The 25,599-nt window shown below is 58.7% G+C and carries 17 protein-coding genes; 9 read left to right on the top strand and 8 right to left on the bottom strand.

What is annotated here, in order from left to right:
* The first annotated feature begins 167 nt into the window (after positions 1-167).
* The 5 genes from aspS to SH410x_RS29630 all read left to right on the top strand — a co-directional run bounded on the left by aspS (position 168) and on the right by SH410x_RS29630 (position 5,867).
* Positions 168-1,946, top strand: coding sequence for an aspartate--tRNA ligase (gene aspS, locus SH410x_RS29610; RefSeq protein ID WP_473673380.1), 1,779 nt, complete (start codon positions 168-170; stop codon positions 1,944-1,946).
* Between the two features lie 106 nt (positions 1,947-2,052).
* Positions 2,053-2,679, top strand: a complete 627-nt coding sequence (locus tag SH410x_RS29615) for a peptidylprolyl isomerase (RefSeq protein ID WP_473673382.1) — start codon at positions 2,053-2,055, stop codon at positions 2,677-2,679.
* Between the two features lie 7 nt (positions 2,680-2,686).
* Complete coding sequence (locus SH410x_RS29620) at positions 2,687-3,154, top strand: hypothetical protein (RefSeq protein WP_473673384.1); 468 nt, start codon at positions 2,687-2,689, stop codon at positions 3,152-3,154.
* Positions 3,155-3,541: 387 nt separating this feature from the next.
* Positions 3,542-4,777, top strand: a complete 1,236-nt coding sequence (locus tag SH410x_RS29625; protein ID WP_473677436.1) for an acyltransferase family protein — start codon at positions 3,542-3,544, stop codon at positions 4,775-4,777.
* A 256-nt stretch (positions 4,778-5,033) separates the two neighbouring features.
* Entirely contained in the window at positions 5,034-5,867 is an 834-nt protein-coding gene (locus tag SH410x_RS29630; protein WP_473677437.1) for an OmpA/MotB family protein, read from the top strand.
* A 130-nt stretch (positions 5,868-5,997) separates the two neighbouring features.
* Here the strand turns inward: SH410x_RS29630 and SH410x_RS29635 are convergent, their stop codons facing one another.
* From SH410x_RS29635 to SH410x_RS29650, 4 genes are read right to left on the bottom strand one after another with little or no spacing between them, the layout of a single operon-like run.
* Positions 5,998-8,874 carry a protein kinase domain-containing protein gene (locus tag SH410x_RS29635; RefSeq protein WP_473673386.1) on the bottom strand — a complete coding sequence of 959 codons (2,877 nt, stop codon included), beginning with the start codon at positions 8,872-8,874 and terminating at the stop codon, positions 5,998-6,000.
* Positions 8,861-9,520, bottom strand: coding sequence for an ECF-type sigma factor (locus SH410x_RS29640; RefSeq protein ID WP_473673388.1), 660 nt, complete (start codon positions 9,518-9,520; stop codon positions 8,861-8,863). The genes SH410x_RS29635 and SH410x_RS29640 overlap by 14 nt, the downstream gene beginning before the upstream one ends.
* On the bottom strand, positions 9,520-10,515 hold the full coding sequence (gene ygfZ / locus SH410x_RS29645) for a CAF17-like 4Fe-4S cluster assembly/insertion protein YgfZ (RefSeq protein WP_473673390.1): 996 nt from the start codon (positions 10,513-10,515) through the stop codon (positions 9,520-9,522). The genes SH410x_RS29640 and ygfZ overlap by 1 nt, the downstream gene beginning before the upstream one ends.
* A gap of 5 nt (positions 10,516-10,520) precedes the next feature.
* The gene (locus SH410x_RS29650) at positions 10,521-11,681 is read right to left on the bottom strand and encodes an LOG family protein (RefSeq protein WP_473673392.1); all 1,161 of its coding nucleotides are present in this window, start codon (positions 11,679-11,681) and stop codon (positions 10,521-10,523) included.
* Between the two features lie 350 nt (positions 11,682-12,031).
* Here SH410x_RS29650 and SH410x_RS29655 point away from each other — a divergent pair, with 350 nt between their 5' ends.
* The 3 genes from SH410x_RS29655 to SH410x_RS29665 all read left to right on the top strand — a co-directional run bounded on the left by SH410x_RS29655 (position 12,032) and on the right by SH410x_RS29665 (position 15,872).
* Positions 12,032-12,616 (top strand): hypothetical protein, encoded by a 585-nt coding sequence (locus tag SH410x_RS29655; RefSeq protein WP_473673394.1) that lies wholly within the window; start codon positions 12,032-12,034, stop codon positions 12,614-12,616.
* Positions 12,617-14,542 carry a DEAD/DEAH box helicase gene (locus tag SH410x_RS29660; protein WP_473673396.1) on the top strand — a complete coding sequence of 642 codons (1,926 nt, stop codon included), beginning with the start codon at positions 12,617-12,619 and terminating at the stop codon, positions 14,540-14,542.
* Positions 14,543-14,822: 280 nt separating this feature from the next.
* Complete coding sequence (locus SH410x_RS29665) at positions 14,823-15,872, top strand: ThuA domain-containing protein (protein WP_473673398.1); 1,050 nt, start codon at positions 14,823-14,825, stop codon at positions 15,870-15,872.
* Positions 15,873-15,948: 76 nt separating this feature from the next.
* On the opposite strand, the gene SH410x_RS29670 is transcribed toward SH410x_RS29665, so the two are convergent.
* The 3 genes from SH410x_RS29670 to SH410x_RS29680 form a co-directional block, all read right to left on the bottom strand.
* On the bottom strand, positions 15,949-17,436 hold the full coding sequence (locus tag SH410x_RS29670) for a DUF1501 domain-containing protein (protein ID WP_473673400.1): 1,488 nt from the start codon (positions 17,434-17,436) through the stop codon (positions 15,949-15,951).
* Positions 17,437-17,497: 61 nt separating this feature from the next.
* On the bottom strand, positions 17,498-20,638 hold the full coding sequence (locus tag SH410x_RS29675) for a PSD1 and planctomycete cytochrome C domain-containing protein (protein WP_473673402.1): 3,141 nt from the start codon (positions 20,636-20,638) through the stop codon (positions 17,498-17,500).
* Positions 20,639-21,067: 429 nt separating this feature from the next.
* Complete coding sequence (locus tag SH410x_RS29680; protein ID WP_473673404.1) at positions 21,068-22,660, bottom strand: aldehyde dehydrogenase (NADP(+)); 1,593 nt, start codon at positions 22,658-22,660, stop codon at positions 21,068-21,070.
* A 103-nt stretch (positions 22,661-22,763) separates the two neighbouring features.
* Between SH410x_RS29680 and SH410x_RS29685 the strand changes: the two genes are divergently transcribed.
* Positions 22,764-23,735 (top strand): RluA family pseudouridine synthase, encoded by a 972-nt coding sequence (locus SH410x_RS29685; RefSeq protein ID WP_473673406.1) that lies wholly within the window; start codon positions 22,764-22,766, stop codon positions 23,733-23,735.
* Here SH410x_RS29685 and metX read toward each other — a convergent pair.
* Positions 23,723-25,597, bottom strand: a complete 1,875-nt coding sequence (gene metX, locus SH410x_RS29690; RefSeq protein ID WP_473673408.1) for a homoserine O-acetyltransferase MetX — start codon at positions 25,595-25,597, stop codon at positions 23,723-23,725. The two genes, SH410x_RS29685 and metX, sit on opposite strands and share 13 nt — an antisense overlap.
* Between the last annotated feature and the right edge of the window lie 2 nt (positions 25,598-25,599).

Below are 25,599 nucleotides of genomic sequence, written 5' to 3' on the forward strand. Positions count from 1 at the left end.
CGTTCGTGTCATGGGTGTGTTTGGTGGCCAAGTTGACTGCCCTTTTCTCATAAACGCCAGCGGGTACTCTGAGCTCGCCGGTGTGGCGCTTGCGGATTTATGGTTAGCGTTTATTCTACGCGTTGATTTCTGGTTCAATTTCCCTCTGTTTTTTCGGTTTCCTCGTCGTGCTTCGTACCCATACCTGCGGCCAACTCCGCAAATCCGATGTCGGTTCGCCTGTCACCCTCTGCGGCTGGGTCGAGAGCAAACGCGATCACGGCGGCGCCGTTTTCATCGATTTGCGAGATCGTTACGGTCTGACGCAGGTCGTCATTGGTCCTCCCGAAGCGGGCGAGGCCATGATCGATGCAGCGGGCCACGTTCCCAACGAGTCCGTCGTACTGATCCGGGGTCAGGTGGCCGATCGGCTTGAAGGGAAAATCAATACGAAACTCGAGACGGGTGAAATTGAAGTTCGCACCGAGCATTTCGAGATTCTGTCGATTTCGCAGACGCCGCCCTTCACGCCGGGGCAATCGGTATTGCCCGGCGAGGATTTGCGGCTGAAGTATCGTTATCTCGACCTCCGCCGCAAAGAGATGCAGGCGGGATTGATCCGCCGCAGCGAGATCATCAAGTGCATGCGGGATTACTTTGCCGAGCACGACTTCATCGATGTGGAAACCCCGATTTTGGGACGCAGCACGCCCGAGGGAGCACGCGATTATCTCGTCCCCAGCCGAGTGCACCCGGGCAGTTTTTATGCGTTGCCGCAATCGCCCCAGTTGTACAAGCAGATTTTGATGGTGGCCGGGTTCGATCGCTATGTGCAAGTCGCCAAGTGTTTCCGCGACGAAGATTTACGAGCCGACCGCCAGCCTGAGTTCACGCAGCTCGACATGGAAATGTCGTTCGTCGACGCCGATGATATTATTGGGTTGATCGACGGCTTGGTTGCCAGAACGGCGAAACAGGTGCTGGGCAAAGACATCACACTTCCGCTGCCACGGCTGACGTACGAGGAAGCGATGCGGCGGTTCGGCAGCGACGCACCCGATTTGCGATTCGGTTTGGAGATTGTCGACGTCACTTCGGTAGCGGCAAAGACGGAGTTTCGCGTGTTCCGCGGCACCGCTGATGCGGGCAAGTTCGTTCGCGGCATTCGCGTCCCCGGTGCGGCCACGTTGTATTCGCGGCGTCAAATCGACGAGTTGACCGGATATGTGCAACAGGATTTCGGTGCCAAGGGGTTGGCCTGGTTCCGTGTCGAAGACGACCAAACCTTGTGGAGCCCGATCGCCAAGAATTTCACGCCTGAGCACCTGGCGGAAATTCGTGATTTGATGGGTGGCGAACCTGGCGATTTGCTGATGTTCTTGGCGGACTCTTGGGAAGTCACCTGCAAGGGTTTGTCGGGGCTTCGCAAGCGACTTGCCGCGGAACTCAAGCTGTACTCGCCCGGTGACTTGAATTGCAGTTGGGTAACAGAGTTCCCGATGTTCGAGCGAGATGAAGAGAGCGGTCGCTATGTTGCGATGCACCACCCCTTCACGGCGCCGTTGGCCGAAGACCTCCCGCATTTGAAGGAATCGCCTGAGAAATGCCGTGCCCAAGCCTACGATCTCGTGATCAACGGTAGCGAGGCGGGCGGGGGCACGATCCGAATCCACGACAGTGAAATTCAATCGCAGGTTTTCGAGTTGCTCGGCATGGACGAAGAGACGGCCCAAGACCGCTTCGGTTTCTTGCTCGACGCACTCCGGTTCGGTGCTCCGCCGCACGGCGGCATCGCCTTGGGAGTCGATCGCTGGGTGATGTTGTTCGCGGGACTGGACAACATTCGCGAAGTGATCGCGTTCCCGAAAACGCAGAAGGCCGCCGACTTGATGACTCAGGCACCGGGCGAGGTGGATGCAGCCCAGCTCAACGAGCTGCAGCTCCGTACTGTTTCGGTGAAAACCTAGTTGGGTTGGAAGCAACGTGGATGATCTGGTAAATAGGGAGATGATACGATAGAGCAGTCCCAGTGTTGGGACTGCTGATTGCACCCCTCCGGAGATATGTCCTAAGATGGTTTACCGTAATTTCACGTTCATGCTGGTCGCGCTGTTCGCATCCGCATCCTCGTTTTGCTCGGCCCAGGCACCCACGGCCCAGGCATCTGATGCCACCAAGGCCGAGGTGACCAACAAGGTATACTTCGACGTTTCCATCGGCGGCGAACCTGCGGGGCGGGTCGTCATGGGCTTGTTCGGCAAAGACGCGCCTAAAACGGCCGAAAACTTTCGCGCGTTGTGCACCGGCGAAAAGGGCGAAGGTAAGTCGGGAGTGCCGCTCGATTATGAAGGCAGCGCGTTTCACCGAGTGATCCCAGGTTTCATGCTGCAGGGCGGCGACTTTACCGCCGGCAACGGAACGGGCGGCGAAAGCATCTATGGTCGCACCTTCCCCGATGAGAATTTCAAGCTCAAGCATTCCACGCCCGGCTTGCTCAGCATGGCCAACGCGGGACCGAATACGAACGGATCACAGTTCTTCATCACGACAGTACCGACCCCCCATCTCAATGGCATGCATGTTGTCTTTGGACGTGTGATCGAGGGCATGGATGTGGTGAAGAAGATCGAAGCCCAAGGCACGAACTCCGGTCGTCCCCGCAGTCTGATTAAGATCACCGAAGCGGGCGAGCTGAAATAGTCACCCGATGAAACCAGCATCGATCAGCGAACTCAAACGGGCACTCGCCCCGTTGCCGCGTGAAGAATTGCTCGATGCGTGTTTGCGATTGGCCAAGTTCAAGGTCGACAACAAAGCGTTGTTGACCTATTTGCTGTTGCAGTCCGGCGACGAAGCGGGTTATGTCGATGAGGTTTGCGCTGAGATCGACGAGCAATTGCCTGCCCATCGGTTGGTCCACAAGAAGACGCTGCGGAAGATTATCCGCACCATGGATAAGTGCATCCGTTTTTCAGGCGACAAAGAAACGGAGCTTCAAATCCGGATTCACTTCTGCCGCGAGGTGACCGATCGTGATTTGCATTGGGGCCGCTGCCGGGTGAGCGAAAACATGTATTTCGCCCAGCTCAAGAAGATCGAGAAAGCGCTCGAGAAGCTACACCCGGATCTGCAGTACGATTTTCGGCAGCAAATGCAGGGGTTGGATCGGCGGTAGCTGCGGCCATCGTCCCGAGCCGGCGGCCTCGTTTCGCTCTGGTTCTCGCGGGGATGCATGGTGTAGAACATCTGGCGAGCGGTGGCTTGTAGTTGGTCTCTTTGAGACCGGCATCCGAATTGCCCCACAAACATTAGTGCAGCGGACTTTTCAGTTTTCCGAAACGACAGCCATTTTGGCGTTCGCGGCCTGTTCCAGATTTCGTGCACGCGTGACTCCAGTTTGGCAACGGATATGCCTCCTACTGCTTCGATTCGAGACCCTCTCATGTCGCGGGAGATGGGGGGGGTGGATGCATCGGACCGGCGGAGCGCGCGGTCGACAATTCCCGTATCGGACGGGCGGAGGGGTCGGTCGCCAAGGATCTCGGCTCAACATTTTGCGGGGATTGATGCGCTCCGCGGCTTGGCAGCGGTCGCGGTGGTGCTGTTGCACGCTTGTGTGCCATATGCTCGGCCATCGATGGCGGGGTTGAGCTGGAGTGTTCAGGACACCACCAGTGGCGCGGTCACCGTCCTGTTCTGGGCCATTGAGCTTGTGGTCATGCCGATTTTTTTGGTGATCGCAGGATTCTTTGCCGCCCGCAGCATCTCGGTATGCGGTGGTTGGCCGGTAGCGATGACTCGGCTCCGGCGGTTGGGCCGGCCATTGATGTTGGCGATGATATTTCTATTGCCGATCGAATTCTACATCTGGATGCTGGGATGGCTCGCCGAGGGGATGGTTTCGCTACACAGCATCCGTCGAATCAAGTTTGAAGCGGGAATCGATCGCAATTTGTGGGGCCTGAGCCATCTTTGGTTTTTGCAGTACTTGATTACCTACACCGTCGTTTTGGCGGCCGCGTGGCCGCGGCTCCGCAGTTGTTCGGGGCGCACGATCGTTCGCTATGGTTTGCCGGTCATGTTTGTCGCGGCGGTCATCTCGTTAGCGATGCGTCCCGAGGTGGTGTGGGGATTCCAGCACTCGTTTTTGCCAGTCTTGTCGAAGTGGGTGTACAGCGGCGCGTTTTTCGCTGCGGGCGTGTTTTGGTTTCAACTCGATCCGCGGTTGGTTCGGATCGCCGCGAGCGGCCAACGATTGCTCGGCCCTGGAGTGTTGTTGAGTGGGGCGGCAGTGAGCATGGGGATTTGGTGGTTGAACGCGGCCGGTGATTCTCAGGTTTGGTTGTCTGGCGGCTGGGCAGATTCGTCCGCGATGAGCGTCTCGGCTACGCAGACTGCTGGGTTTCCGATTGGAGGCGTGTGGGTTCGTGGCTGCCTCGCGCTGTTGACTGTCGCTGCGGCGACCCTGATGACGTTTGCACTGATCGGGCTGGCATCGACTCGCGTGCGTCCGCTCGGGCCTGTGCTGTCGTCGTTAGCGGCCGGCTCGTTCTTGATTTATCTGTTGCATCATCCCTTGGTCAGCTTGGCCCATATCGCGGCCAAGTTCGCGTTGCCGGATGTTTCACCACTGGCAAAAGTCACGCTGGCGACGACGCTAGGGGTGGCCGCCGGATGGTCGGTGAGTTGGCTGGTCGTACGCCGTCGCGAGCGGTTCTTGGAGCAGGCCGACGAGATTCGTTCGATCGAGTTCCCACGTGCGGATGCGGTGGGCGAGCGAAGGAGCAGGGCGGCATAGCGGTCATGGGAGTGGATCCCTATGTGACCACCATCGTTTTCCGGCATAACGCAGTATTCGTTTGATTCTCTGGTGTGTCGGCACGTGCTCAGTCAATGAGCGGGACAGATCGCTATTGTGACGAAATCCAAATTTTGTCTAAAGTCCGTTTGTGTTCGAGTTTTTCCTTTCCAGCCGGCTCGCAGTCATGCGTTTGAATCATCCGCGCACTACGATACTCCCGATGATCGAGCGGTCACCTCGCGTGCATCGTTCGATGGTGGGTCTCGTCGCGCTCGGTGTCTCTGCGATGGCGTTCTCGATGATCGTGGGATGCAGTCAAAACCCCTATTTGGCCACTGGGGGTGGGGCCTCGGTTTGGCAAGCGCCGCCCCCTGGTAGCGAGTTGACGGCGGTGCAGTCGCAAGTCGCTGAATTGAATCGACGCGTCCATTTACTCGACGACAACAATCGGCAGTTAACGACACAGTTGGCCCAGAGTGAACAGCAGGCCCAGGTCTACCGAGACGAGTTGAAGCTCGTCCGAAATCAGCTTGCCGATACCGCCCAGCAATACGAGGCGGCCAGGATCGCGGCGAGCAATGCCCAGAGCTCGGCGCGCAATTTCCAAGCGTCTGCCCAACTTCGTGGTGGTGCCACGATCCGTGCCAATACGAATTTGACACAGCTCGCTGGCCGACTTCAGTTGGGCAATTTGCAGGTCCAGCCGGATGGTGAGGTCATTCGAATCATTGTGCCATCGGACCAATTGTTTGCTCCCGGCACCGCCCAGCTACAACCCCAATCCAGTGCTGTCCTCGATCCGGTCGCGGCCCAGTTGCGATCGATCTTCCCGCGGCAACGCATTGGGATCGAGGGGTACACCGACAATTCGCCCATGTACGGCGGCGCCGCAGGCAGCCCGCATCAACTCACCTCCGCTCAGACCTCTGCGGTGCTCGAGATGCTAACGCGGCGCAGTGGGTTGCCGGCCGATCAGTTATTTATCGTCTCGCAAGGCGCGAACAATCCGCGTGGCGACAATGCCAGTCCCACAGGCCGGGCATCCAACCGGCGGATTGAATTGGTCATCTATCCTGAGACGTTCTAAGCACCGGCGTGCAAGTCAGCTAGTCTTGATGAGCTAGCGGCGTGTTGATTTTGTGAGCCGAGGCGCGTGAGCCGGCCGGGTGGCTCGTGTTACCCGATGCCTCACGGCATGCCTCTCAATCAACAGCCTGCTAGACGAAACGCAGAACGCTATAGGTCTCGATGGCTTGTTCGAGTTGCCTCAGCGGCTTTGCTGCGGGGTGTTTGCAGATCACCAGTGGCAGCATGGGCAATTGGGCTGCGATCAGCCGCGCGAGCAATTGTTCGGACGTTTCGTCACTCACGAGATCAGGGTGGCGCAGCTGCAGAATGGCAGCGTTGATGGTCGGGCCAAAGGGACCGTAAGGCAGTTCACCGATCCGTTGCTGGCGGGCGGAATAGTATTCCGCCGCATTCTGGGTTGGTTTCCACTTCAAACTGGGGTCCAGTTTCGCGGCCTCGGCGAGATTCCCCGATTGCTCGTGCATATCGATCAACAAACCGCGAGGAAAGTGTTCGTCCTCGCTGGTGACCGTTTTTCCACCCAACAAACCGGTTGCGGATTGGATTGCTCGATCGTTATTCCCACGAAACCACTCGGCGCGTGCCAGTTCGGTTTTTAAGAACCAGGAGGTCGGATGCCGTCCGACCGCCCACCGCATGAATTGCAACGCTCTGAATTCCTCAGACCGAATCAGACTCAGCCAAGCGGCTTGATGATGGATTTGCCAGTGGTTGGAACTCGCTGGCGTGAGGGCACTGAGGGTTCTCGCCGCGTGGTCGAAATCGGCAAGGATTTGATAGTCCAGCATCGCCTGGGCCAAGAGGGCATCTCGATTATTCGGTGCCAGCGACAGCGCCCGAGCGGTCGCCTCTTGGCTCAGTGCGATCAGCTCGGTGGCACGCTGGTCATCGACGCGAGCGGCCAAGCTGATCGCCGTCAACGCGATCCCCGCGTGGGCATCGGCGTAGCTATCGTCGACGGTGGCGGCGTGTTCGAAGCACGCCAACGCCGTCTCCATCGCTTTGACCGTATCCGGGTTGGACAATGTTCGACCTTTGATGAGACAGCTAAACGCCTCCGCTTTCTTTCGGTGTGGATGTTCACTGCTCTGGGCGAGTTCGCGACCGATCGCATCCGCAATTTTCTGAGCGAGGGCGGATTGCTCGATCAAGTTATCACCGGCTGCGGTCGACAGCACAAAACCCTCGAGTAGTTTTCCGGTCGTGCCAGAAACGATGTCCACGTTCACGGTCATTTTTTGTCGTGCGGGATCTTGTCCCTGCTCCGAAGCATCGGGCGTGGCCAGTGCGAACGTTCCGGAAACCAGTGCGTCGACTTCGAGCCGTTTGGCCATCTCGCGAAAATCTTGAGGTTTCGCCGCCGTCAAGGAATCGTATTTGGGCACCGTGATGCCTTCGAGCCGCGAGAGTTCGTTGGCAATCAGTCCCGAGAGCAAGTCGGATTGATCGATTTGCCGATCAGCGGCGGGGCGGTCGTCATTGACCTCGGCGCTCGCACCGGTCGATTCAAAGCGGAGCACTCCGAGCGATCGAATCGAGCCCAATTCGCTGCCCCGCGTCTTTGGCAGAAGTGCGGCCCCGATCGCCCCGCCGACCACGGCGCCGCCGACCATTTCGATCAACCGCCGGCGACTAATGGCAACAGGATCTCGCGCCGCTGCATCGGAGGAACCGGCACCGGGCAAGTCGCGTTGCAATCTCGCCAGCACGTCGGCCGCGACCGGTCGCGAGAGCGGTTCCTTGTCCAGCATGGCGAGGATCAGTTCCGATAGGACGGCATCTTCGCGGCGGCGGGCGGGGTCTGCAAGCGGCTGCTTCTCCAGTACCGCCGCAAACCGTTGCGTCGCCGTTGCACCGGAGAACGCAGCCCGGGAGAACATGGCTTCAAAGAGCACGCAGCCAAGCGAAAAGATGTCCGCTGCTGGCGTGATGACGCCACCTCGTGCCTGTTCCGGGGCCATGTACCCCGGCGTGCCCAAGATCATGCCGATGCGAGTTGACGAATCGCTATCGGACAACAGTTCAGCGATCTGGTCGCTCGAACCATCGCCGGTCTGTTCCGTTTCGCTCTGAAAGCGGCTGGAGCCGACACGGGAGAGGCCAAAATCAAATAGTTTTACGCTCGAACCGCTTTCCGTTGCACCGCGTTGACTGACGCGTTCATTGTCATTGCCTGAACGTTGAGGATGGGGACGATCCATCACCATCACGTTTTCAGGTTTGATGTCGCGGTGGATCACGCCTTGAGCGTGCGCAGTCACGAGTGCATCGGCGAGTTGAATCCCCCAGTTCCGGACCTGCTCCGTCGAAACGGGATCGTCCGCGATCCGGTCCGGGCGCATCCGTTCGAGCAGCGTTTCGCCCCGCAAGTGTTCCATCACAACATACGGCATTCCGTCGTACACACCGATGTCGAACAATTCGACGATATGCGGGTGCGTCAAACCCGCAACGGCTTTGGCTTCGCGTTGGAATCGTTCGATTAGTGATTGCGATTCACGGCCATGGAGCGATAGCATCTTGATCGCGACACTACGGTCCAATCGCGTGTCGGTGGCACGGTAGACGATCCCCATGCCGCCACGGCCGAGCACGCTGGTGATGAAGTAGGGTCCAATTCGGTCACCCAGGGTCGGTAACGCGACCGCTTCCGTGGTGGACCTTGGTTTTTCGTTGAGCACCTGGGTGAGGGCTGCATGAGTGGGCTCATCGCCGGCGCCTGCCGGAACCGTGCTCTTGCTTTTGCTAAAGTTCACTTTGGCAGCATGGCTGATCAGCGCTCGGTCGCGCTGCTCACGCTGCAATTCCTGGACAATCGCATCGAGCTCGCGGCGTAGCAGCATCCTGTGCTCGCCGCCATAATTTTCGACGATGGTATCGATCCCATCGACCACGTGTTCGCTGTCAACGCCTTCGTGCAGTGAATCGCGCAATCGAGATTCAAACTCGAGACAAATCGCATCGAGCCGCGCAAGTTCGCGAGCGGGCAAGTCACCGAGTTCCATCGTTGTCCTCTGCGGATTCACGCTGTTCGGACCACGTTTTGCGGATCAATTGCAAACGTCGTTCGACGGCTCGTTTACTGATTTCCAAGCGGTCTGCAATTTCGTCGACGAGATAACCATCCATTCGCATTACGGCAATTTCTCTGAGTTGGGCATCGGGCAGGTCGTCGAGCAACTGTTCGCAGGCTTCGGCCAGCTCCGCCCGCACATCCGGTCGCATGGCATCCTCGCCTCGGCCTTGGGAGCCCATCTGTTCCATCCCACCGGCGGCGAGCTCTCCTTTGGAATCGAGGAAAACGGACTCGCCCCGCACATTGCCACCGCCCCGTTTTTGTCGGGTTTGACGACGCAGGTGAGCATGTACCTTGCGGCTGGTCAACGTGATCAACAACCCCCACAAATTGTCGGGACCGGCAAGATCCGGGAATTGATCGCGTCGCACACCCGCGATGAAACTATGGAACGCAGACAAGGCAATATCTTCTTCGTCGCTGGTGCGGCGAAGATTCTTCGGTAGTCGCGCACCCGCCAAACGCACGAGCGGTTGGAAGTAGCGTTCCCATAAAATGGTGGTCGCCTGTTCGTCTCCGCCACGAACTTCGTCGAGTAACTCCGCAAACTGTTCGAGCGATAGGTCCGTTGACATTATGCACGCTCGACTTTGGCGAAAAACGGTGTTTCAGCGATCGTGCCGGTCGCTTCGCAACCGGCCTCAAAATGACTGCGACGGGCAAACCCCAACGCCAGCACGCGGGTGCTCTCTTCGCCGCAAAGCAGTTCGTGGGCCACGCTCGTCAAGCGACCGACGGGCTTCTCGCCGCCCGCAAATAGCTTCGTGTCCACCGCTGGAAGCGTCCCGGAGGGGAGGTCCGCGATGGACCACAGGACCAGCTTTTTCTGTACTTGACCGAGGGCGTCCAAGCGGGCAATCGTTTCTTGCCCGAGATAACAACCCTTGGTGAAGGAAATAGTTTCGGTTTCGCGATTGACTTCTTGAGGCAAATGCGAGTCATTGAAATCGGTTCCGTACCACGGATACCCCGCCGTCACGCGGAGGGCGTGATACTTCTCGGCCGCATCCTGAGCGTTGACCAGTTGCAGTAAATCAGCGTTTTCGATGGCTGTGGACTGTCGTAAATGGTCCGCGGTGTCCTCCGCCGACCAGCCGTCCGCGGTCGCAGCGAGGACCAACCTCCCGCATCTGCCCTGCGGCGTGTCGACCCACGGCACACCATAGCTTGGCAGACAGGTGCCCGGCTCGCCAAGATCCTGAAACGCTAGCGGCTCAGCAATTCGTCGCCCGGCAACGAGGTACGGCTGGACTTGATCATCGAGGATTTGCGGTTCGGCTTCTTCGCGAATGGTATAGCGATCGATCTGAGCGGCGATGACGTCGGATTGACCTGGCGCGCCGATCAAACGGTACCCCTGATCGGTGCGAAACACCAACACGTGCCCAATGCATTTCCCTTTGACGTTCGTGATGAAGGTTTCGGCGCCTGGTCCATTGACCTGCAATGACTTCACTTCGTTTGTCGTCAAATTGTGCAGAATCGCCGCGGCGTCTTTCCCGACGAGATCGAGTACGCTGAGGGCCGGCAGTGGCAATATCAAACTGGGATCGTTCACATTTGTACTCATGGTGATCAGCGTGCGGAAATCGTCGTATTGCTGGTCAACGGATGACGACCATTGATATCATCGATCAACATTCTCAGGCGTCCGAGCGAGCGACGATTGAAACGGAAGACCAACCGAGGGAAGGCGGCGAGTTCTTTTTCGCCGGACTCTTCGGGGAGCGGTTTGCGCAATTCGAATTTGCCCGAAACGAGGATGTCAGCAAATTCGGTTTGCAGATGCTCCATGTGCTCGTCGCTCAGGGAGGTTCGCAATCGGAGCACCAGCTCATCGCGGACATACCGCATCGAATGATACACGTTGTAGAACGTCAGCAACTCATCGACGGCTTCGTCGACCGAGTTGGTCACCTTGTACAGCGATTGGTCACTGGGGCTAATCATGCCGTTGCCCAAAAGTTGTTTTTTGAAGAACTCACCGACATCGCTCCAGTAACTGCCCTCGGGATGATCCAACAGCACGAGTGGGATCATGGTTTGTTTGCCGGTCTGGATGAGCGTCAGCGTTTCACAGGCTTCATCGAGCGTCCCGAAACCACCGGGCAAACACACCACACCGCTGCATTCCTTGACGAACATTAGCTTACGCGTGAAGAAGTACTTCATCGTCACGAGTTTTGGGTCGTTGAGGATGTATTGATTGGCCCCCTGTTCGAAGGGGAGCATGATGTTCAGCCCCATCGAGGCATCCCGACCGGCACCCTGGTGCCCGGCCTCCATGATACCACCCCCGGCGCCGGTAATGATCATCCAGCCGTGAGCAGCCATTCGGCGGCCGAGATCGACGGCAGCTTGATAACTCGGATGGTCGGGTGCGGTGCGGGCCGAACCGAACACGGTGACTTTCCGCCGCCGCCGATAGGGGCGAAAAACCTGGAACGCATACCGCAGTTCTCGCAGCGTTCGGGAGAGGATCTTGATATCGCCCCGCGCCGTTTCGTCCTTTTCGAGTCGGTCGATCGTGTGCCGCATCATTTTGAACAAATCCTGCGAATCGACTCCCGAAATCGGCTCGTCGGCCGGTTGGGGGCGATGCAGCTCGTCCTCGCCGATCGCCTCGCTCGGCAACCGGTTGATCTCCTCCTGGGTATCCTTCGGCGTCGATCGGCGGCCGCGCTTGGAGGAGGGGAGCGGCTTCGGGCTGGAATTCGAGTCAGGCAAGCGATTCATAAGTAGTTCTTTCAAATTCGTCCGCGTATTCAGTTTCCCCGGGGCGATTCTACCGGGATTGCCGCACCAGCTACAGACGCACGGACTGAGTTTAAGGCGGGCCGCCAACTTAACGATTGAGTGAAAAGTAGTGGATACGCAGCCCGGCGAAGATTGAACTGAGAAAACCCCCCAATTTCCTCGATTTTCACTGGACTTCTCGAAACTCCAATCCGAGGCTCAAGTTTGACCGAAATCGGTGCCGATGGACCTGATAGTACCGATGAGGCAAGAAATCTTGTCGGTGCTGACGAGCAGCGAGGAGGGAACCTCGCTGACGCACCCTCACCCCACGGGAACGACAACCAGGTATGGGATCAAGCAAGGACGCCGCGGCGGCCACCACGATTGGCTACTATACGACCGTACAGTCCGAACGCACCGGCTGGACAGGGGGGCTGCTTGTACTCAATGGTACAGGCAGGCCGCTCGAATTTCAGTGTACCTTACCGATTCGTCCCTCGCGGGCTCACGAAATCCTGTTCGGCACGACACTTCCTCAGCATCTGATCAGCGAGGTCATTGGACCCACGCTGCTGCAGAAGTGTCGTACCCCGATCTCGCTATTGTGCTGTACCCAGGCCGAAGCGATATCGCTGCAGGAGCATCTGCCCGCCAAAACCAATGCGGCAGGTCATGCGAGCAGTGCATCGACGATCGTTGCGATCGTTCAAGATGAAAATGACGAGGCGTCCAGTCGTGCCAATCGGCAGGGGCTGGCCGGACACGACCGGGTCACGCTCGGAAATGCGACGCTGTGGGTTGCCGCCGAGCTCGTCGAAGCGGCGGAGCAAATCGCTGCCAATCTCAGCGACATCGTTGACACCTGGGAACCATTCGAGCGCATCACCGAAGCGATCCGGGAAGCCCAGAGCCAGATGGCGAGGGCTTCTTGAATGTGGTTTTCGGCTAAAAAGACGCCTGGGGACACTCCCGCACCGGAGTCGTCCGGATTGTCCACCGAGGGTGCGGCAAAACCGTCGCTGGCCCGCCCCAGGCTGACGTGCGAAATCGACACGACGCTGAGTTGGTGCGGGCATCGCGATGAGGCGTTGACCGTCGACGATCAGGCGGGCGATATCGAGATATTTCAATCCGGTGGGTTTGTCGTCCACACCCAGACGCTCGTTTGCCCGCCACTGCAAACGACGAGGGTGCCGATCAAGTTGCCGCCGCTGCGAGCCAAGACGAACGGGTTTCTCTTTCCCGAAGCCGCGTCGTGGATCCCCGTCACTCCGCCGCAAGACAAATCCGCCGTTGCGGGCCGGATTGGAGCCACCGACGCGGCTGCCGATCCCGAGGCAAAATCACGTAAACGCAAGCCCGGCAAACACACGCGGATCAAACCACCCAACGACATCGTCAAACTTCAAGATCGGTTGTACTACCTGCTCCAGCCACCGCTGGATCTGCTCGTCGGTAGTGGCCAAATGAATTTTCCTTTCGAGCCGTTTCCTTATCAACTCGATGGGATCGCGTTTCTCTTCCCGCGGTACGCCTGTGTCCTCGCCGATGAGATGGGGCTCGGGAAAACCATGCAGGCAATCAGCACGATGCGGATGCTGCTATGCAGCGGTGAAATGCGCAACATCCTGCTGGTCTGCCCGAAACCACTGGTCAGCAATTGGTTGCGTGAGTTCAGCGTCTGGGCACCCGAGATCCCCGTGATGGCCATCGAAGGCAACGCGGCCAAACGGGAATTTCAGTGGCGGGCGACGAATGCCCCGGTCAAGATCGCCAACTACGAACTGTTGATGCGCGATAAAGAGATCGTTCTCGAAGGCGGACTGCACTTCGACCTCGTCGTGCTCGACGAGGCGCAGCGAATCAAGAACAGCAACAACACGACCAGCGAAATCGTTCGCGCGATCCCCCGCACTCGATCGTGGGCTCTGACGGGCACGCCTGTTGAGAATTCGCCCGACGATCTCGTCGGCATCTTCGACTTCCTCTCGCCCGGTTACTTGACCGCCGGGATGCCGCTGCCGCAGATGGCCAGGGCCGCGAGTGACTATATTCTTCGCCGCACCAAAGACATGGTGCTCGAAGATATGCCACCGAAACTGTTTCGTGACGCTGACATCGACCTCACGCCCGAGCAATGGTCACGCTACGAATCCGCTGAAACCGACGGCATCATTCATTTGGAAGAGCTCGAAGAGTCCCTGACAATCCAGCACGTCTTTGAGCTCGTTTTACGGCTCAAACAAATCTGCAACTTCGATCCTGTCACCGGCGCGAGCGCGAAACTGCAACGGCTCGAAGCCGACATGGAAGAAGTCGCAGCCAGCGGTCACAAGGCGATCTTGTTCAGCCAGTGGACGAAGACGATCGAGAAAATGAGACCCGCGATGGAGCGTTTTGGCGCCCTCGAGTATCACGGCAAGATCCCGCACAAGAAACGTGAAACCGTCATCGACCAGTTCAAGAACGATCCCAAGTCACGGATCATTCTGATGAGTTATGGGGCCGGCAGCGTCGGTTTGAACCTGCAGTTCTGTCGTTACGTGTTTCTGTTCGACCGCTGGTGGAACCCCGCGATCGAGGATCAAGCGATCAATCGGGCGCACCGCATCGGCGCCGCCGGCAGCGTCACGGTCACGCGGATGATGGCTGCGGGGACCATCGAACAACGCATCGCGGCCGTGCTCGATAAGAAGCGTGAAATGTTTGATGCCCTGTTCGCCACCCAACACGCCGATGACGAGCGGATCACCGCGCCGGCGAGCAACAGTCCACTGTCGCGAACCGGTGGACTCAGCCGTGACGAAATCTTCGGCCTCTTCGATCTCCGCGCCCCTGGCGGCAAGAAAGTCGCCTAGCTGGGGCGATCACGGATCCCACCGGCTCATGAGCCGGGCGCCGGCCGCCGGGCGTGAGGGGCGCCGGGCGTGAGGGGGGGGAATTGGGATTGGATGCACAGGACCTCTTCACCCGAGTATCATGTCCGTTGCGATCGCAGTGGATTTTGCGATCGCAGTGGATTTTGTGAGCGGACTCATTGCGTGGGCCGCGTGCGTCACCCAGGTCGATTTCATCGGCAGCTCGCAAAACCTCCTCTGCAAAGAAACCGCTCGCCTTCCCCTCACCACCAAAACCATTATGAGAATTGCTCTCCTTGCTGTCGCCGCGTGTTTTGCCTTTATCGGCAGCGTCTCCGCTGACTACAAACCGCTCGTCTATGAGGGCACCTCGGGGGTCGGTCACGGCAAACACATCGTGTTCCTCGCCGGTGATCATGAGTATCGATCCGAGGAATCGTTGCCCGCACTCGCCCGCATCCTGGCTAAACGCTATGGATTCAAATGCACGGTGCTATTTGACATTGATCCCGATACGGGTGAGATCGTGGCTGGAATGCCCGCGAATATACCGGGTATGGAAGCACTCGAGACCGCCGATCTGGCCGTCGTGTTTCTCCGTTTTCAGAACCTGCCTGGGGAGCAGATGAAGCACTTTGAGGACTACCTCGAGCGTGGTGGCCCGGTAGTCGGTTTGCGAACCTCCACGCACGGCTTCCGCATCCCTGCGACGAGTGAATTCGCTAAGTACTCCTATGACTCCAAAGTCGATGGCTACGAACTCGGGTTCGGTCACCAAGTCCTCGGTCAAACCTGGGTGGGCCATTACGGAAAGAATCATGTGCAGAGCACCCGCATCGAGATCATCGACGCGATGAAAGACCACCCGATTTTGCGAGGCGTCAAGGATGTCTGGGTGCAAGCGGGTGGCTATGTGGGAGAACCCACCGATGGTGAGATTTTGACGATGGCCCAACCGCTCGACGGCATGACAGCGGACTCACCCGCGTCGAAAACCCAGCCGCCGATGCCGTCGGAGTGGACACGGACCTATCACAGTGAATCCGGAAAAGATGGCCGTGTCTTGACGTCACTCTACGGCACCCCCGAGGACTTGACCAATGACGGATACCGTCGCATGATCATCAACGGCATCCTATGGGCCGTCGGACTGGAGGACGACATCACCTCGGACATGAACGTCGACTTGGTCGGCCCCTTCCATCCCAACACGTTCGGCAACCAGACGCATGCCCGGGGTATCCATCCCCAAGACTATGCTGGTTACGACAGTCCCATCCCGGCCCACAACGACATCGGGAAGCCTGCTGCGAAGAAGCGGAAGAAATAAGGCTCCTTTGGCGGGAGACGTAACGTGAAGGGTTGCCAACGAGATCGTAGGGCAACACGGACGTGCTGCGTGAACCTTACACGAGAATATCGTTGACAACGTCGCCATGCACATCCGTCAAGCGGAAGTCACGACCTTGAAAACGATAGGTCAACCGCTCGTGGTCGATGCCGAGCAGGTGCAACATGGTCGCGTGCAAATCATGCACGTGCACGGGATTCTCCGTAATATTATAGCAGACCTCGTCGGTTGCTCCGTACGTCAATCCGCGTTTGATCCCGGCACCAGTCATCCATAAGGAGAAGCAGCGAGGATGGTGGTCACGGCCGTAGGTCTCGGCGTTGAGTGCCCCCTGGCAATACGATGTCCGCCCGAACTCCCCGCCCCAGACCACGAGCGTATCATCCAGCATGCCGCGTTGTTTCAAATCGTTGATGAGCGCCCGCGTTGGTTGATCCGTATCGTGACACTGGCCAGGCAATTGCTTGGGCAACGTAATGTGTTGGTCCCAGCCCATATGGAACAGTTGCACGAACCGCACATCGCGTTCGGCCAACCGCCGGGCGAGCAGGCAGTTGTAGGCATAGGTCCCACGTTTCATCACGTCGGGCCCATAACTATCGAGCACATGCTGGGGCTCGTCCGAAAACTCAGTCAACTCGGGTACTGAGGTTTGCATCCGATACGCGAGTTCGTATTGTTTGATCCTCGTACTGATTTCCGGGTCGGCAAACTCGTCGAGTTTGTCTTGATTGAGCCTGGCGAGATCGTCGAGCATCCGGCGCCGCGCAGTACCATCGAAACCCGCCGGATTGCTCAAATAGAGGACCGGATCTCCGACACTCATCAATTTGACACCGGCGTAGTTGGACGGCAAAAAACCGCTGCCCCACAAGCGATCGTAAAGCGGTTGGCAGTTGGGGCGTCCGGTTCCCCGCGATACCATCGTGATGAAGGTAGGCAGGTTATTGTTGAGCGTTCCCAATCCATAGTGCAGCCACGACCCCAGGCTCGGCCGCCCGGGAAGCTGGTTACCCGATTGAAAGAACGTCATCGCCGGATCATGATTGATCGCTTCGGTATGCATCGATCGAATCAAGCAGATGTCGTCGGCAAGGGTCGCGATGTGCGGTATGAGCTCACTGCCGAGTTCCATGCCACATTCGCCATGTTTTGCGAATGAATAGCGGGTCCCGGCCAGCGGGAACGTCTTCTGGCCGGCTGTCATGCCCGTCACGCGTTGGTTCATGTCGACGTAGTCGCGAAGATCCTTTCCCTCATGCTGCTGCAGCGCGGGTTTGTAGTCAAACAGTTCTTGCTGCGATGGTGCACCGCTTTGAAACAGGTAAATGACCCGCTTCGCTTTGGGCGGGACATGATACTCGCGCATGGTCCCGGTCGGCGGTGGGATTTCCGAGGTGGGCGCAATCGCTGGTTCCGCAGCGATTCCCGTATCGCCACCCAGTATCGAGGCCAGTGCTGCGATGCCAACACCGGACGCCGAGCGACCGAAGAATCGGCGCCGAGTGAGGTGCAATCGATGGTCGTGCAGGAGGGTATTCATGTGACGGGTTACCAGGATTTCAAGAAATCATTGTGAATGGTGACGCCTGCGCCGCGGCGGGCTATTCAATACAGATGAACTCATCCAAGTTCATGATCAGGTGAGCGGTCGCAGTCATCGCGGCATGTTCGTTGGCGTCGAGCGGTTCATCACGGGATGATTCACCAACGGTTAACAGACTCGTCGCTTGCTTGGGGCGGGACGCGTAGTACTCGCGGAAGTACGCCAGATTCTCTTCGAGCACATCGAGGGTCCTGTCGCTCGGTGGATGAACCAGGGCTTGCTGGTACATGCTCGCCAGACGCTCTCGATCCTCTACTTTTGAATCGTGCAAGGTGTTCTCGGCCAGGTGCCGCGCCGCCTCAATGAACGTGGGATCGTTCATCAGCACGAGCGCCTGCAATGGCGTGTTGGTACGGCGAACACGAACATTGCACACCTCTCGGCCCCCAGCATCAAAGATCGTTTGCCGAGGTGGGTTGACCGCTCGTTTCCAGTATGAGTACATGCTCTTACGATACAGGTTTTCGCCAGAATCGGTGTTGTACTCCGTGCCCACATTCGCCGCCACGACCGCCCATAACCCATCGGGTTGGTACGGTTTGACAGACGGGCCACCCAGTTTTTCGGACAACAGTCCACTGACTTGGAGCGCCACGTCACGAATCATAAAACCGTCGCCACGGTAGCGAGGACCATGGGCGAGTAGTCGATTCCCAGGGTCAATCGAGTTGAGTTGTTCGTTGGTGAGCGACGATTGTCGATAAGTGCGACTGGTCACGATCAAGTCGTGCATCGCCCGCATGTCCCATCCCGACCGAATGAATTCCAATGCCAACCAATCCAATAACTCAGGATGACTCGGTGGTTCACCTTGTAGGCCAAAGTCTTCTGTCGTCTTGACGAGGCCGGTGCCGAAGTGGTCCTGCCACATGCGATTAACAATCACCCTCGCGGTCAGTGGGTTTTCATCGGACACCAACCACTCAGCAAGTTCCAGTCGATCGTTCGGTTGCGGTGAGTCATCATTCGCCAATAAGGCGTTGGGTACTCCGCGGGGTAGCGACTCGGATTGATCGGCCGCGTCGTAGGCACCTCGGTCCAATCGGTATGCAGGGGCGCGTTCGCCCTCCTTTTCGTTCATCACCATCACGGTAGCGCGGGGGATGCCTCGATCACTGAATTCCTTTTCCACGGCCGCTTTCTCAGCGATGGCCGCACGCAACGCGGGGTCAATCGATTCATAGTGCGATTTGATGTCGTTGCGTTCGCGTTTGGAACGCTTGTCAGCCGGTTTGCGAATCGCCGCCAGCATCTTGCTACCTAAGCCGAACGACTTCGGCAGCCCGCCGTCGGGCGACTGTGTTAATTTTAACTGCAGTTTCCCGATCGAATGGCCTTCATAATCGCCACCAAAGTACAGCTGCACCGTGACCTTGTCCGATGCCTGCACGGCAAGCGGTTTTGCGAAAGAGGCAACCGCTTGCACGGGTTCCGGTTCGACGCCTGATCCGAATACCGCCCAGCCCGATTTTCGATCATCGTCAATGGCATTCGCAACGGGGAACCCGTCTTGTTCAAAACTCGCCGCAACGGATGCAATCTCGATAGGTTGCCCATTGAGCAGCACTTTCCAATCCGTCAGTACGAAGTTCCCGTTGACGCTCGGCGCGAGTTGCCGTGGTTTCGCGAACCGGTCGTCCGGCAACGCTTCAATCATGATTGCCGATATCGTTGGGTCCGCAGCGCGGACGTCAATTCGGTAGGTCACGTCGCGTGAATCGCTGCCTGTAAACGACAATGACTGATCACGGTTCTGTTCCAGTTGGCCCTGGCCATCGAGTTCATGCGAATCAATCTCTCCGACGGTCCATGCGTTGGATTCCTCGCCGAGTTCATCGGCCAGCGACTGCTCCCACCCCGCCATCCGCTGGTTCAGCATACTGCGCGCCGCCGCGATTGAGTTTTCCGCTGCTTCGCGTTTGGCGATCAAGTCTTCTGGAACGCTCATCAACGGGGAGTACGACTGCATGGTGGGATTGGCACTCGTACCGGGGCCAATGCCGCGTTCGCCAATGTTATTGAAGTAGGCGTAGAGCGAAAAGAATTCTCGTTGGCTGATCGGGTCAAACTTGTGATCGTGGCACCGTGCACAGCCCGTGGTGAGCCCCAGCCAAACGGTTGACGTTGTCTCGACGCGATCGATCACGTTCTCAACGATAAACTCTTCGGCGAGCGCGCCTGCTTCGGCGTTCTGGCGATGGTTGCGGTTGAACGCCGATGCCAGACGTTGGGAGTCGGTCGCGTTGGGCAGCATATCGCCGGCGACTTGCTCAATGGTGAATTGGTCAAACGGCATGTTCTCGTGGAACGCCTGAGTGACCCAGTCTCGGTACGGCCAATTGGTCCGTCCATTATCGTTCTGGTATCCGTCCGTGTCAGCGTAGCGAGCGGCATCGAGCCAACGCAGACTCTGCCGCTCGGCAAAAGCCATCGAGCTGAGCAATTCATCAACGGCGGCTTTGTAGGCATCATCCGTTGGGTTGGCCAGGTAGCGTTCCTGCAGAGACTGAGGCGGCAACATCCCCGTGAGTGTTAATGCGACGCGTCTCAATAGCGTCTCTGGATCTGCTTCCGGTGATGGCGACAAACCCGCCTCGTCCAGTTTCTTGGCGACAAAGGCATCAATCGGGTTCTCCATCCATCGTGAGCGCATCTCGCGACCCCACTGGGCATTTTCCTGCAGATGCTCGAACACATCCGCCGGGGGACTTGTGTGCTTTGGCGCCGTGAAGGCCCAGTGTTCGGCGTAGGGGGCACCTTGCTCGATCCACGCATCCAAGATGCGTTTGTCAGCATCGCTGAGAACGCGGTTGCTGCCCGGCGGCGGCATTCGATCCTCGGGATCCGATGCGTGGATGCGAGTGTGCAATTCACTGGCATCGAGATCGCCCGGCACGACGGCCGCATAGCCACCGAGATCCGCGAACAGATTCTCCTCGGTGTCGGCGCGGAATGCCGAGTCCTGATTGTCGACGTCCGGTCCGTGGCACGGAAAACAACGATCTGAAAGAATCGGCTGGACCTGGAGATTGAAGTCTACCGTCGCCGCCACTGTTGGTGGTTCTGCCGCACCGATGTGCATGAACATGGATGTCCACACGACAGTGGACACGAACGCAACGGCAGAAGAACGAAGCATCGATGAAACTCGGTACAGGGGCGAAGTAGGTTCTGTGGTCCCAATTCTACTCAATAAGGCTCGGGAGCAGGGCGCCAAATGGGCGAGTTGATCTCGTCAGTGTGCGATCTGGGTGCGACCACGGCGCTGCGAAACCAGTCGCTCGGAGATGATTCGCTGCCGCTCAATCTCGTTGCAACGGCGAGTGAGTCAGCCGTCTGGGGGATATGCGTCCTGTGCGAACCTCTCGGTCAATCGCTGGTCCTTGGCGATCGAAGATGAGCCTGAGCTGTTTGAAGAAAACAGGGGAGAAGAAACAGGGGGGGCAGCCACCGCGTTAAGCCAAGAAGGGATGGCGCGGCGAGCGGGAGTAGCACGCATGCTGCTGTCCCCGACCGAATCGCTCGCTCGGGACAATGGTCCCAAGCTACGTTTTCTGGGGCGACGTGATCACACGGCTCCGCCACGCCACTGGCCATCGATCAACCGCTCGGATTGCTCGGATGGCGCCGCGTCTTTTAGCAAACAGGGCAGGCGTGATGCACGAATGTTGTCAAAGCTCGTGAGCTTGCCAAACCGCAGGATCGACGCTGGGATCCCGACGGCGGTGAAGCCCGGGTGCCCGGTGGCTGGATACGGGCCGCCATGATTCATCGCGGGGCTCACCGCCACGCCCGTAGGCATTTTGTCATTGAGCAGTCGACCAACCTTGGGCTCGAGCGCGAACGTGATTTTTTCAACATCCGCCTCGTCGCCGTCGCCTTCGACCGAGTAGACGCAGCCGGTCAGGTTGCCTTCGAGACAATCGATCACGCGACATAACTGTGTCACGTCGTCGGCAACCACCATCAACGAAGCGTTGCCGAACGCCTCGGTTTGAAAGCCCTCAGGGTCGTTGAGAAACGCTCCGCCGTCGACGCGCATCAGTGTATTGGCGACGGCGCAGCGATCTGACTCGGGTTCGCCACCACCGGTCAAGAGTTGGGCACCCAGTCCCGTCAGTGTTTTCACGCTCTTGCTGAGCGAACGAGCCACGGCGGGTGAGAGCAGCGTGCCTGCGGCCGTCGACCCATACCGAGCTTGCACGGCAGCGATGAATTGATCCGTCTCAGGACCGGCCACGAGCATCACGATTCCAGGATTGGTGCAGAACTGTCCCGCTCCCATCAACGCGCTGCCGACAAACTCGTCGACCATTTTCTCACCGCGTTCTGCTAGCGCTCCTGGCGTGATGACCACCGGATTGACGCTGGAGAGTTCCAAGTAGATCGGTTTGCCGGCCCCATCGGCAGCGGTCTTGAGGGCCAGTCCCGCGTGACGGCTGCCGGTGTATCCGGTCGCGCCCACGCGTGGATCAGCCACCAGTCGCTCGCCGTCGGCGTGGCTGGTCCGGTAGATCAGTTGCACGGTCGCGGGCGGCAGACCACTTTCGATCACCGCTTCGTAGGCAAGTTCGGCGAGCAGTCGTGTGGTTTCCGGATGGGAACTGTTTGCTTTGCCAATGACGGGGTTTCCAGCGGCGATGGCGGCTGCGAAATCACCTCCGGAAACGCTGTTGAAAGCGAATGGGAAATTGTTGGGGCCAAACACGCAGACGGGGCCGAGGGGGCGATAGCACGACCGGATGCCCGCCTTGGTATCGATCGTCGGTAGCGCCCAGTTCCCACTCCGACAGGCTGCAGCGGCGGTGCGAAGTTGGTTGCTGGTGCGCGGCAGTTCGACATCTGCCAAACGGGGCGAGCGTGCCAGGCCGGTTTCCGTAAAGGCGGATTCCACCAAGGCATCCTTAGCGGCCTCGATCTTGTCGGCGTATCGTTCCAGAAACTCCGCAATTTTCGCTGCCGGCAATCGCCGCAGTTCCGCCGCGGCCTCGACCGCTGCATCGAGCGCCGCATCGCAGTCCTGCCAGTCGCTCACCGGGAATGCGGCCTCGAGAGTCGCGTTGCAATTGGGGTTGGTCGCCTGAAACGACGATTGTGATGCGGCGTCACGCCACGATCCGGCAATCAAAACAGGGCGAAGATCGGTGGGGGTGATAGTCATGGCGGAAACTCAATTTCGAGATATTGCGAGATGAACAGCGACGCTCTATCGTCGATGATCTGCGAGTTCTCCTCAACCGGGCTAGCGGCCTGAAACGCAACGCATGAAAACCATCCGATTCGACCCGCTACCCGGCTGTGTGCCGTATCGCAACGAGCGTCTGATGCGGGTGCGGCAGGCTCAGACAGGATTTTCGCTGATTGACTTTCTGTGCGAGTTTCACCCGCCCACGCCGCGCGTGAATTGGCTGGACTGGATCGCCCGCGGTGAAATCACGATCGAGGGACGATCCGTCAGCGCCGATGCGCCGGTGACCGCTGGCGAGCGTTATCTCCATGGCATGCCTGATTACATCGAACCGAAGGTCAACGCGGTCGTCGGAATTATTTACGAAGATGAAACGCTGCTTGTTGTCGACAAGCCCGCGCCCCTGCCGGTCCATCCGAGCGGTCGCTTCAATCGCAACACGCTTTCGGAATTGCTGGGTCAAATCTATCCGGACGATTCACTGCGAATCGCTCATCGTCTCGATGCGAATACGACCGGCGTGGTCGTGTTCTGCCGCACACCGGCGGCGGCAGCAAAAGTACAGCCGCAGTTCGAACGTCGCCAAGTGAAGAAGCAGTATCTCGCTCGCGTTCAGGGGCACGTGCCCTGGCAGGAATATCACTGCGATTTAGAGATCGGTGACGCGAAATGGTTCGGCAATGTGCAGACGGCGGGAGCTCGCGTGACGCACGCGAGCGGCCTGCCTGCTGAAACGTCGTTCCAGTTTCGCCATCATTCCGATGATGGAACCACGCTGTTGCAAGTCATGCCAATCACCGGTCGCACGAACCAGATTCGCGTGCATGCAGCTGCCATCGGTTTTCCGATTGTGGGCGACCCGTTCTACGCCCGGTCGCCTACCGAGAGATCGGAGCGACGTGGGCGTCTGACACAAACGCTGGGAGTGGACGAGCCGCCGATGTGCCTGCATGCCTGGCGGATTCGCTTCGTCCACCCAGCGACCGACCAGCCAATCACCTTTGAGAGCCCGCCCCCGGTCTGGGAGCAACGGGATCATGCGCGGTGAATTTCGAGCACTGCCGTGTCGGCATTCAGGTTGGGGTCGTCGTCGACATCGATATAGCGAGCTTGGCTGACGTCCCAGTAGATTTCGCGATCGATTGTCACGCCCATCTCGATCAACAGGTCGTGCACGTCGGCGATTGTGGGGAATCGCCGGTTGGGTGTGTTGTGCCAATCAAAATCAAACTCACCGGCCGCTCGCGGTGATCGCCCGCGGGTCACGTAGTCCTCTCGCAGCACGCGGTAAGCAAAGTTGGGAAAGCTGATGATCGCTTTCTTGCCCACACGCAACATTTCCTCCAGGAGTGCGACGACGTTATCGACCGCCTGCAGCGTCGCGTTGAGAACGACCACATCGAATTGGTTATCAATGAACGCGGGCAGCCCATTGTTGAGGTCGTAATCGATCACGTCGAGGCCGCGCATCGCCGTCGACAAGATGTTCTCCTGGGCGACCTCCACCCCCATCAAACGCATCGGTATGCCAGCGTGTCGATCACGGATCGCGGCCAACAGTTCGCCGCATCCGCAACCGAGGTCGAGCACACTGTTGCCGGCAGGGATGATCTCTAGAATGGACTCCTCGGCAACGGTGAGCTGCACCGGAGACTGGCCCGTCGACACCGCATCGCTTGTCGGGATGCTCGCACCTCGCTGTTCGGCCGAGGGCCGCAACCGCTCTTGCACGAGCGGTCCATAGGTCGCCATGTCACGGGCGATCAGGAACGCATCATGGCCTGCATCGGAGGTGATCTCCGCGTAGGTTACGCGTTTATCCAGTGCGGTCAGTGCATTGACAATTTCACGTGATTGGGCAGGGGGAAACAGCCAATCGCTGCTGAAGCTAACCAGCAGGAAATCACAGGTGCACTCGTCAAAGGTCTCCATCAACTTCAGGCGGTTGCCGCCCAAATCGAACAGGTCCATCGCCATCGACAGGGTGATGTAACTATTGGCGTCAAAGCGTGTGGTGAATTTCTGGCCTTGATGGGCGAGGTAGGATCCGACGCTGAATCGCTGCTCGAAATCGGACGCAATGTGCCGCGGGTCGTGCCGGTCGGGATCAAACTTGGCTTCCATCGCCGCGACGCTCAAGTACGTGATGTGACCGAGCATGCGAGCGATCGCGAGCCCCGTGACGGGCCGGTTCGGGCGATCGTAATACTGGCCGGCATGGAAGTGCGGATCCGTTTGAATCGCGTTGCGAGCGATCACATCGAACCCCAGCGCTTGGCTGGTCAGTCGCGGCGAGGTGGCGATGGCGATGCAGGTGTGCGTGCAATCCGGATAGCGACTGACCCACTGCAGGGCCTGGTGGCCGCCGAGTGAACCGCCAACGATGGCCCGCCATTTCGCAATCCCTAGATGATCGGCCAATCGCCGTTGGACCTCGACCATGTCGCCGATCGTAATCCGCGGAAAATCCGCCCCATAAGGCCGATCATCCTTTGTCGACGGAGGGGGCGCCCCCTCGGGAGTTGGCTCTGCATTTGCTCCATCCTCACCCCGCAGGTCACCTGGGCCGGTGGTGCCCCGGCAGCCGCCGAGCACGTTGGGGCAGACCACAAAGAAGCGATTGGTGTCGATCGACATGCCGGGGCCGATCAGGCCATCCCACCAACCGGGCTGGTCGTCGGCGTCATGGCGGGCGGCATGCGAATCACCCGAAACGGCGTGACAGACCAGAATCGCATTGGAGGCGTCGGCATTGAGCGTCCCCCAGGTCTCGTAGCAACAACGGATCCTGGGTAACTCGCCGCCTCGCTCGAGCATCAAGGGCTCATCGAACCAAACCGTCAGCGCGTGCGAGAGCGGCTCGTCGCTGCGGAGGTCATCGGTGCTGGAATCCTCGTCGCTCAAAGACATGC

The organism is Rhodopirellula sp. SH410, assembly GCF_055811895.1.

Coding starts and splice junctions, on each gene's coding strand:
- SH410x_RS29650 (WP_473673392.1), bottom strand. CDS start 11,681: ATGAATCGCTTGCCTGACTCGAATTCCAGCCCGAAGCCGCTCCCCTCC.
- SH410x_RS29655 (WP_473673394.1), top strand. CDS start 12,032: ATGGGATCAAGCAAGGACGCCGCGGCGGCCACCACGATTGGCTACTAT.
- SH410x_RS29615 (WP_473673382.1), top strand. CDS start 2,053: ATGGTTTACCGTAATTTCACGTTCATGCTGGTCGCGCTGTTCGCATCC.
- SH410x_RS29660 (WP_473673396.1), top strand. CDS start 12,617: ATGTGGTTTTCGGCTAAAAAGACGCCTGGGGACACTCCCGCACCGGAG.
- SH410x_RS29670 (WP_473673400.1), bottom strand. CDS start 17,436: ATGAATACCCTCCTGCACGACCATCGATTGCACCTCACTCGGCGCCGA.
- SH410x_RS29685 (WP_473673406.1), top strand. CDS start 22,764: ATGAAAACCATCCGATTCGACCCGCTACCCGGCTGTGTGCCGTATCGC.
- SH410x_RS29665 (WP_473673398.1), top strand. CDS start 14,823: ATGAGAATTGCTCTCCTTGCTGTCGCCGCGTGTTTTGCCTTTATCGGC.
- SH410x_RS29620 (WP_473673384.1), top strand. CDS start 2,687: ATGAAACCAGCATCGATCAGCGAACTCAAACGGGCACTCGCCCCGTTG.
- ygfZ (WP_473673390.1), bottom strand. CDS start 10,515: ATGAGTACAAATGTGAACGATCCCAGTTTGATATTGCCACTGCCGGCC.
- SH410x_RS29680 (WP_473673404.1), bottom strand. CDS start 22,660: ATGACTATCACCCCCACCGATCTTCGCCCTGTTTTGATTGCCGGATCG.
- SH410x_RS29675 (WP_473673402.1), bottom strand. CDS start 20,638: ATGCTTCGTTCTTCTGCCGTTGCGTTCGTGTCCACTGTCGTGTGGACA.
- SH410x_RS29630 (WP_473677437.1), top strand. CDS start 5,034: ATGGTGGGTCTCGTCGCGCTCGGTGTCTCTGCGATGGCGTTCTCGATG.
- SH410x_RS29640 (WP_473673388.1), bottom strand. CDS start 9,520: ATGTCAACGGACCTATCGCTCGAACAGTTTGCGGAGTTACTCGACGAA.
- SH410x_RS29635 (WP_473673386.1), bottom strand. CDS start 8,874: ATGGAACTCGGTGACTTGCCCGCTCGCGAACTTGCGCGGCTCGATGCG.
- metX (WP_473673408.1), bottom strand. CDS start 25,597: ATGTCTTTGAGCGACGAGGATTCCAGCACCGATGACCTCCGCAGCGAC.